Source organism: Chryseobacterium sp. MMS23-Vi53, from assembly GCF_047651245.1.
In the GTDB taxonomy this organism is placed as follows: domain Bacteria; phylum Bacteroidota; class Bacteroidia; order Flavobacteriales; family Weeksellaceae; genus Chryseobacterium.
Genome location: NZ_CP180265.1, coordinates 1,425,789 through 1,435,000 on the forward strand (window position 1 = coordinate 1,425,789; position 9,212 = coordinate 1,435,000).

10 protein-coding genes (1 of these 10 only partly in view) are annotated in these 9,212 nt (G+C 32.3%); 4 read left to right on the forward strand and 6 right to left on the reverse strand.

The window, feature by feature from the left end; translation table 11 throughout:
• Window position 1 precedes the first annotated feature (1 nt).
• The 3 genes from ACKX2A_RS06290 to ACKX2A_RS06300 all read right to left on the reverse strand — a co-directional run bounded on the left by ACKX2A_RS06290 (window position 2) and on the right by ACKX2A_RS06300 (window position 2,458).
• Window positions 2–232 carry a hypothetical protein gene (locus ACKX2A_RS06290; protein ID WP_415328413.1) on the reverse strand — a complete coding sequence of 77 codons (231 nt, stop codon included), beginning with the start codon at window positions 230–232 and terminating at the stop codon, window positions 2–4.
• Between the two features lie 5 nt (window positions 233–237).
• Window positions 238–1,557, reverse strand: coding sequence for a serine hydrolase domain-containing protein (locus ACKX2A_RS06295; RefSeq protein WP_415328414.1), 1,320 nt, complete (start codon window positions 1,555–1,557; stop codon window positions 238–240).
• A 106-nt stretch (window positions 1,558–1,663) separates the two neighbouring features.
• Complete coding sequence (locus tag ACKX2A_RS06300) at window positions 1,664–2,458, reverse strand: thymidylate synthase (protein WP_415328415.1); 795 nt, start codon at window positions 2,456–2,458, stop codon at window positions 1,664–1,666.
• Between the two features lie 408 nt (window positions 2,459–2,866).
• Here ACKX2A_RS06300 and ACKX2A_RS06305 point away from each other — a divergent pair, with 408 nt between their 5' ends.
• From ACKX2A_RS06305 to ACKX2A_RS06315, 3 genes are read left to right on the forward strand one after another with little or no spacing between them, the layout of a single operon-like run.
• Window positions 2,867–3,892, forward strand: coding sequence for a sensor histidine kinase (locus tag ACKX2A_RS06305; RefSeq protein ID WP_415328417.1), 1,026 nt, complete (start codon window positions 2,867–2,869; stop codon window positions 3,890–3,892).
• Window positions 3,893–3,901: 9 nt separating this feature from the next.
• The gene (locus ACKX2A_RS06310; protein ID WP_415328419.1) at window positions 3,902–4,492 is read left to right on the forward strand and encodes a hypothetical protein; all 591 of its coding nucleotides are present in this window, start codon (window positions 3,902–3,904) and stop codon (window positions 4,490–4,492) included.
• 7 nt (window positions 4,493–4,499) lie between these two features.
• Window positions 4,500–5,222 carry a LytR/AlgR family response regulator transcription factor gene (locus ACKX2A_RS06315; RefSeq protein ID WP_415328421.1) on the forward strand — a complete coding sequence of 241 codons (723 nt, stop codon included), beginning with the start codon at window positions 4,500–4,502 and terminating at the stop codon, window positions 5,220–5,222.
• A gap of 89 nt (window positions 5,223–5,311) precedes the next feature.
• On the opposite strand, the gene ACKX2A_RS06320 is transcribed toward ACKX2A_RS06315, so the two are convergent.
• Together ACKX2A_RS06320 and ACKX2A_RS06325 are read right to left on the reverse strand one after the other, a co-directional pair.
• A complete protein-coding gene (locus ACKX2A_RS06320) occupies window positions 5,312–6,061 on the reverse strand; it encodes an SDR family NAD(P)-dependent oxidoreductase (RefSeq protein WP_415328423.1) in 750 nt (249 codons plus the stop codon).
• A 194-nt stretch (window positions 6,062–6,255) separates the two neighbouring features.
• Complete coding sequence (locus ACKX2A_RS06325) at window positions 6,256–6,696, reverse strand: hypothetical protein (RefSeq protein ID WP_415328424.1); 441 nt, start codon at window positions 6,694–6,696, stop codon at window positions 6,256–6,258.
• Window positions 6,697–7,063: 367 nt separating this feature from the next.
• Between ACKX2A_RS06325 and ACKX2A_RS06330 the strand changes: the two genes are divergently transcribed.
• Complete coding sequence (locus ACKX2A_RS06330; RefSeq protein WP_415328426.1) at window positions 7,064–8,605, forward strand: hypothetical protein; 1,542 nt, start codon at window positions 7,064–7,066, stop codon at window positions 8,603–8,605.
• A gap of 80 nt (window positions 8,606–8,685) precedes the next feature.
• On the opposite strand, the gene ACKX2A_RS06335 is transcribed toward ACKX2A_RS06330, so the two are convergent.
• Window positions 8,686–9,212 carry the end of an alpha-amylase family glycosyl hydrolase gene (locus ACKX2A_RS06335; protein WP_415328428.1) on the reverse strand. 820 nt of this gene lie beyond the right edge of the window, so the window shows 527 of its 1,347 coding nt (coding positions 821–1,347); its start codon lies beyond the right edge, outside the window; it ends in the stop codon at window positions 8,686–8,688.

A 9,212-nucleotide genomic window follows, 5' to 3' on the forward strand; every position in this document is an offset into this window, starting at 1 on the left:
ATTATTTTTTAGAATTATTTTTTGTTAAAATGTCAAAAATATCATTGACTACCGTTTCGTAGTCCCCTTTTTTGAACTGCTCCTTAGTTTTATTAAAAGCTTTTTTCAGTTCACTTTCAGGATTTTCGTCGTCGATAATTTCTACAGAATCTACACCTTTCATTTGAAGTATTGCGTTTTTCAGCGCTTCAAGATCTACGGTTTCTTCTGTATTTATTTTTAAATATTTCATTGTATTTATTCTTTTTTAAAGGTAAACTTATTGGCTTCCTGAGCAAAATCCATTGTTCCTTTTTCTGCATTAAATTTCATTTTAATTCCCGCCATATCAAATTTAAATTCATTTTCAGAAACCGCTTCCAAAGGAAAAGCTCCTTGCCCGGTTGCCTGTCCCTTTAATTCGCCGTTTTCTATAAAAATTTTAATATCTAAAGGAAAATCTTTGGTTTTATAATTTCCTTCATACTTTTTCAAAACTTCCGTAGAAACAGCGACATCCTTAAACTCCGGCATTTCAAAATTCTGCCCTGTAGCAGTCTGCAACATTTTGATCGAAATATCATTGTTATTGTAATTTGATTGGTTGGTAACAAAACTGATAGCAACTTTCAAATCCGGAAAGTAATACAAGACTGATCTAAACTGATCGATTCCTCCATTATGACCAAATCCCCAGCTTCCCCCAAACGGAACCTTCGTGAGCCCGAAACCGTAATTATCAACATAGTTTTTCATTTCTTTAAGACTTGCTTTGGTAATAAGCTTTCCATTTTCAAGTCCGATAATAAATTTTAAAAGTTCTGTAGGCGTAGAAATAATATTTCCTGCCCCGATAGGAACGCTCATATCCGTTTCTTGCCAAGCAACATATTTGTCGCCCTCGTAATTATACGAAAGTGCCTGATTTTCTGCCGGATTAATTTTCCCGCCGACTTTAGTAAGAGTGAGTTTTAAAGGTTTTGCAATTTTATCCTGAATAAGTTGGGCATAGCTTTTCTTATATACTTTCTCCAAAATATATCCCAACAGAATATAGTTTGAATTACTATATTCATACTTAATTCCCGGATTAAAATCGCTTTTATATTTTTTTATGATTGAAATTAAACTATTCTCAGTTTGAGGTTGAGTATTATAAGTAAAATATTCCTCGTCGTCGGTAAGATTATGGATTCCCGTTCTGTGCTGCAATAATTGCTCAATGGATATTTTATTGGCTTTTTCTATTTCAGGGTAAAAATCCGATAATTTTGTAGTTAAAGAAAGCTTTTTATCTTCAATAGCTTTCATAATCAATACCGCGGTGAAGGTTTTAGAAATAGAACCGATACGATATTGTGTATTAATATTGGCTTTTTGCTGCTTATCGGCATCAGAAAACCCCGTAACTTTAAGGAAAGTAGGCTCATCTTTGTATGCAAACGCAAAGCTTCCCATTACTTTATGATGTACATTCAGAGAATCCAGATAATCCATTAATTTCTGTCTCTCCTGACTTTGCGAAAATGCTATGCTGGAAATACCGATTGCTGATAGAAGAAGTAACTTTTTAAACATACTTTGAGATTTATCAATAGGTTGAAAAATTTCAGAAGATGTTACAAAAAAAGTGAAGTTTTGAGCTTCACTTTTGGTTATGTATGTATATAATTAAAATAATTCTTTAAATAGCAACAGGAGCCTTAATTCCCGGATGCGGATCGTAATTTTCCAGTGTAAAATCTTCAAAATCGAAACCAAAAATATCTTTAATTTCAGGATTTAATTTCATCGTCGGAAGCGGTCTTGGATCTCTTGAAAGCTGTCTCTGAACTTGTTCAAAGTGATTATTATAAATATGAACATCACCAAAACTGTGAACATAATCTCCAACTTCCAAATCGCAAACCTGCGCAACCATCATCAATAACAAAGCATAGCTTGCAATATTAAAAGGAACACCCAAGAAAACATCCGCACTTCTCTGATACAATTGAAGTGACAATTTTCCATCCGCTACATAAAACTGAAATAACGCATGACAAGGCGCTAAAGCCATATTCGGAATTTCTGCAACATTCCATGCTGAAACAATCAGTCTTCTGGAATCCGGATTTTTTTTGATCTGGTCGATAACTTCTGTAATCTGATCAACAACTTTTCCATCTGCTCCGTTCCAGCTTCTCCATTGTGCTCCGTAAACCGGACCTAAATCTCCGTTTTCGTTCGCCCATTCGTCCCAGATTGAAACTCCGTTATCTTTTAAATATTTGATATTTGTATCGCCTTTTAAGAACCAAAGCAATTCATAAATAATAGATTTCAAATGCACCTTTTTAGTCGTCACCAAAGGAAAACCTTTCGACAAATCATATCTCAATTGGTATCCGAAAACGCTTCTTGTTCCCGTTCCTGTTCTGTCGGTTTTATCTGTCCCGTTATCTAAAATATGTTGTAAAAGGTCTAAGTAATTTTGCATCTTCCTGAAATTTTATCGTTAAAAAACCGCCATTGATTTTTTGCAAAATAAAGGATTTTTAATTTAAAATAGTTCTTTTATAATTGGAAATTAAAAATCTGTAACGATAGAAAAAAGCAATACTTCTATAAAATAGTACTGTTTGTCTAATAGTTTTGATTTTCTTTCTTAAATAATAGAATTTTAGAACAGTAATCAGAAAATTTCAAATATTAATAAAATAAATGTTTGCAAATAAAGTATTAACCTTTTATGACTTTTGGAATCATAATAATTGTTTAAGCAAGTTTAATAAAAATGTCGAAGAAATGGTAGAAAAAATTCTAAATTCACTGCTTCAAAAGTTTCACAGATTCAGATTTTTTGAAGGTTTAAAAAAATATAAATTTTAAAATACACAACCTGTAAATGGTTAATCTAAAAAATAAAAACGTTGAAATCAGCCTACATTTCCTGATTTGGTTGGTTTTATTCTTTCTTCCTGCCGCTTTTTCCTTTGGCTCGGACGCAGACTGGAAAGATCTTTTCCGTCGCTTTTGGATACAGCTTATTTTCCTTGCTGTTGTCTTTTATGCCAATTATATCTATTTCACAAAACATCTTTTCGAAAATAAAAAAGTATGGTTTTTCTTAGTTAATCTTCTGTTGATTTTATCCTTAATATTTTTAAAAAATCAGATTACCGACTGGCTAGAACCCCGTCGATACAATCCTAATGGCAGAAGACCTCCGGCAGCAGTATTTTATTTTATGGATACCCTGATTTATATGATTCCGGTAGCATTTTCAATCGCTATTAATGCAGGAAAGAAAATTCAGAAAGCGGAAGAAATGAAAATTGAAGCTGATAATATTAAATTGCAATCTGAACTTCAACATTTAAAATATCAATTACAGCCACATTTTTTCTTTAATTCATTAAATAATATTTATTCGTTAATAGATTTCGACCAGGAAAAAGCAAAACACAGCATTCACAGTTTAAGTAAATTGATGCGACATCTTTTATATAAAACTGATGTTGAGAGAATTAGCATTTCCGAAGAAGTTGAATTTTTAAATAAATATATCGAGTTGATGTCTTTAAGATTGACGGATAATACAAAAGTTTATACCAATTTTCCAAAGACGATTCCTGATATGAAAATTGCACCGTTACTTTTTATTTCCATTGTTGAAAATGCTTTTAAACATGGAATTTCGGCAACGCAACATTCTGATATTTATTTCAAAATGGAAATTATAGAAAATGAAATTCATTTTACGGCTTCCAATTCTAATTTTCCGAAGACGGATACGGATAAAAGCGGTTCTGGAATCGGTGTTGAAAATCTTAAAAAAAGACTTACTTTGCTATATCCAGAAAAACACGAATTTCATTCTCACCTGAACAATGGAATGTATATTGCGGAAGTGAAATTGGATACAAAATAAGATCAATTTATGAAAAAATTTTTTGCATTGTTTATTTTACTGTTAATTTTTATTAGTTGCTCTAAGTCTGAATTTAATATTCAAGAAAGAAAAGATGACATTAACGCAATTATTACCACAATTATAGAAACTGACAGGATCGATATTGAGAAAAATAATATTGAGAAAAATACAATGACACAGTTTTTTAAAAAAATTAAAATTATTACTCCGAAACCTGAAGAAATCCGTCCGATAAATGAAAATGAAAGAACATTAGATTGGATTCTTAATTTCAATCTGAAAAAACCATTTAGTAAAAATGATTCAATTTATCTTTTATCTCAAAATATTAATCCTGATACTTTGGAAATTAGCAATGAGTTGAAATCAAGATATAATTTTTCTAACCTTCCTAAAATCTTATTAGACAGAAAAAATAAAAAGTATTACCAATATTACGAATTTTCAATTCCTGTTTTCTCAGCAGATCACAAAACTGCATATATCGAATTAGATTATCATTCTAAAGGCTATTTTGGTCAAGGAATGGCATACATTCTGAAAAAAGAAAACAATAAATGGAAAATTCTTGAAAGCGGAGGAACTTGGATAAACTAAAATAAGCATGAAAAAACTAACCTGCCTGATTGCCGACGATGAACCAATGGCTTTAAATTTAATTGAAAGCTACGTTCTGAAAACGCCTTTTTTAGAATTAAAAGCGAAATGCAGCAGCGCGATCGAAGCCATGCAAAAGCTGGAGGATGAAAAAGAAATCGATCTGTTTTTTCTTGATATTCAGATGCCGGATTTGACAGGTTTGGAATTTTCTAAACTGCTTCCACAAAAAAGTAAAGTGATTTTTACAACAGCTTTCGAACAATATGCAATTGACGGTTATAAGGTAAATGCATTAGATTATCTTTTAAAACCATTCGATTATACTGAATTTTTAAATGCTGCAACAAAAGCTAAAAATTATTTTGAAAACCTTCAGCCAAGTTTAGAAAAAACAGAAAAAAAACATGAATTTTTCTTTGTTAAATCTGAATACAAACAAATTAAAATCAATTTTTCTGAAATATTATTTATTGAAGGATTAAAAGATTATGTGAAAATTTTCCTTAAAGACAATCCAAAACCAGTATTAACTTTAATGAGTTTAAAGAAACTCGAAGAAGAACTTCCATCAGAAAATTTCATGAGAGTTCATCGCTCGTACATCATCGCGCTCGATAAAATTGAAGCGATTGAAAGAAATCACATCATCATTGGAGATCAACACATTACTATCGCCCCGAATTATAAAGATTCTTTGATGGAATATATTAATGGGAAAAGTTTTTGAAAAGTTGGTAGCTGGAAGTTTTACTATTATATGATTATTTTTTAATCGTGATATAAACTTCCAGCTTCCTTTTTCTAGCTTCCAGCCAATTATATTGCAGTATAACCACCGTCTACAAGATAATAACCTCCTGTCATAAACGAAGATTTATCAGAACTTAGAAATAAAACCAATTCTGCAACTTCTTCCGGTCTGCCCAATCTTCCCATTGGATGTTTTGCAATCAGAGCTTCTTTCATATCTCCACTTGCGCTTTCCAAAAGTGGGGTTTCGATATAGGCTGGACCAACCGCATTACAACGGATATTTTTCTGTCCGTATTCTGCACCTATATTTTTTGTAAGTCCTACCACTGCGTGTTTTGCAGAAGTATACGCAGAAGAAAACGGTGCTGCAACTGTTCCGTGGATGGAAGCGATATTTACAATTACTCCGCCTCCATTTTTATCCATTTGTTCTAACGCATATTTACAACCATAGAAAACACCATCCAAATTCACGCTCAATACTTTTCTCCAACTATCAAGGCTGTAATCTCCCGTCAGTTCCTGTTCGCCACCGATTCCGGCATTATTGCAGGCGATATCCAATTTTCCGTAGATTTCAACAGTTTTCTTTACAAGGGCTTCAACCTGCTCTGCATTGGATGTATCTGCCTTTACAAAAGACGCTTCACCTCCTTCTGATTTAATTTTTTCAACGGCTTCGTTGCCATGTTCTTCGTTGATGTCTGATACAATTACTTTTGCACCTTCCTTTGCATACGCCTGAGCAATCGCCAATCCGATTCCTGAACCGGCACCTGTAACCAAGGCTACTTTATTATTTAAAATTCCCATATTGATAAAATTTTAATATGATTTTTATTAAATTAATTGTATACAATTTACGACTTAAAATGCTTATTGCTTCAAAAGTAAGCAATAAAATTTTCTTAAATTTTCAAATGAAATATTAAATATGTTAAACACATAGGTTTGTATAAGACATTTAATTTAATAAAGTAAAATTTAAAATTATCAATCTTTTTTACTTACCAAATCTCTTCAATAATTTGATTTGTATTGTTAATTGAAAAAGCCTGCCCTTTATTCAATCCATTCATTGCTTTTACCAAAGGGGATTCTGCGGAAACGGTCATTATTTTAACATTATCAAAAACAATTTCTCCAACAGAAGCTGAAACATAAAATAAGCCTTTATTAGTTTTCACTAAAGCTCCGTTTTGCACTTTTGAAGAAGACTCACCGCTTATTTTTTGAATAATCGTCTGTTGGTTGAGACATTCATTCAATTGCCTTTGCAAATTATTGATTTCCTGTTGAAGCATTTCGCGACCAGTTTCGTATTTATCTCCCATTGAACTTTTGGTATCGTTGTTCGAAGCACGGGTTTCTGCGATCAAATTTTCAAAATTTTGAATTTTTTCGGTGATTTTATTCTTTATGATATCTAATATTTTTGATTTGTCCATGAAATTAATTGTTGAAATTTAATGTTAAACTTCAAATGTATTAAATTAATTCAATTTAAAATTATCTCATTTGTAGATAACATAATATTACCAACACTTCAATTATATCTATTCTTTTTGAATTATTAATTCTCTGCACATCCTAATACAAAGCTATTTCCAATGGTGAAATATTCCCAATTTTTAGATATAAAATAAAAACAATTAACATAATAATTAAATTTCAATATCATTTATTAAAAATAAAACAACATTACTTAATTTAAATTTTTATCACATTATTAACAAATATTTAATTTTTTTACGATTTAATTTTTAAAATACTATAATATATATATTTGCCTTCTAATTTTTACTTTAATTAATCATGACTAAAAAAATATTCGTTATTACATTAATTTCAACATCTACATCCTTTTTTTCGCAAGTTGGAATTAACACTACTACACCACACCCTTCTTCTGTTTTGGATGTGACCTCTGATACAAAAGGACTGCTGATTCCAAGACTTACAACAACTGCAGTGAATGATCTTTCTACAGCTGCAAATGAAGGTCTAATTGTTTTCGATAAAGACAAAAAAACATTCTTTGGATGGGATGGTACAAAATGGCAAAACTTAGGGTATGAGGAAATTAACACAGTTCCTACTGCAACCAATGTAACAATTACAGGAAATTACTCTACAGGTTCATTATTAACCGGAAATTATATGTTCTCTGATGCTCAAAGTAATCCGGATGATGCGAGTACATTTATATGGAAAAGAGCAGATAATGGTTCTGGCACAAATACAATGATTATACCTTCTGCTACGACACAGAACTATACTCTTGTTGCAGCAGATCAGGGAAAATATCTTCAGTTTTGTGTAACTCCGGGATCATCTGTGGGTGCATCACCAGGAAGCATCAAATGTTCTCCATGGGGAGGCTCAGTAATTGCGAATCAGGCTCCGACAGCTTCTTCTGTAAATATCACAGGAAATACAGCAATCGGACAAATCCTAACGGGAACTTACACATATAGCGATGCTGAAGGAAACGCTCAGGGAGCATCAACATTTAGATGGACTCATTCTGATGATTCTTCAGGAACAAATGAATCTAATATTTCCGGAGCTAATAGCACAACTTACACTATTACAGCGGGAGATGCCGGAAAATACATCAAATTTTATGTAACTCCTGTTGCTTCTACAGGTACTACAACAGGATCAGAAACCGGTTCACCTTTCAAAGGTCCAATTATAACGCTTAATTCGGGAACTATTTTCACACAAGGATTCGAAACAGGCGAAACTGCTAACTATACAACTTCAGGATTCTCAACATCAAGTTTAAACTTCACTTCAGGAAATACAGCAGCATCTGGAGACGCCCCAGCTTCATCACCACTATTCTCTACAGGAGCAAGAGGTTATGGATATTCAAACCCTACAACAGGTACTGTAACAAGCACTTATGTAGAATTCAATACAATTGATGCTTCATCGTATACAAATAATATTACATTAAGTTTTGATGTTGCTGCATTCTCTATAGGAAGTACCGGAAACGGAATGGAATCTGCAGATCTTGTTTCTGTTGAAATAAGTACAGATGGAGGATCTAATTATGCAACAAAACTTACCCTGCTTGGAGGAAACGCAGGTTCAGGTTCAAATACAAGATGGGCATTCTCAGGAACTGGAACTGGTACAAATGATTTTGCATCATCCAACCTGAATGTAACGTCACCTAGTACATCATCTACATCTGGAATTACACTTACCGGGGCACAGGCAATCACAAAATTATCTGTAACCGGAATTCCAAATTCAAGTCAACTAAGAGTAAGAATTGGTTTAAGAAATAATGCTTCTTCTGAACTTTGGGTAATAGATAACGTAAAACTACAGGCACAATAACAGATTTTAGAAACACAAACATAAATCCCCGTCACAGATATAGTAACGGGGATTTTTATTTTCATTCAAATTTTAAACAATTACTTTTCAAAAACGGCATAATCACCAGGTTTGAAATTGAAGTTTTTTTCTTCATTAAAATCTCTTTTCATCTTATCAAATATATTTTTAAAACTGCCTGATAAGTGCTCATCTTCAATAGAGAAATTGACAACTTCTTTTGACATATTCAAAACAACTAGAACTTCATCGTTCCCATTTTTTCTGATATAAGCTAAAATTTTGTCGTTTGCAGTTGTGTTTAAAAGATACGTTGTAACATTTGAATCGCCACCTCTTAATGCAGAGTTTGATGATTTTAAATTTAATAATGTCTTATAAAAATCTGCCATCTGATACGTATTCGTCCACTTAATGACATCTTTTTCAAAAAACTCCAATCTTTTCATATTCGGAAGTTCTTGCCCTGAATATAATAACGGAACACCATTCCAAGTAGCAGAAAAAACGGCCATTGGTTTTGTAATCAATCCATATTTTTCATATTCCGTCCCGTTCCAGGAGTTTTCGTCGTGATTTGTTGTAAACCAAGCTCTCATTGAATTAT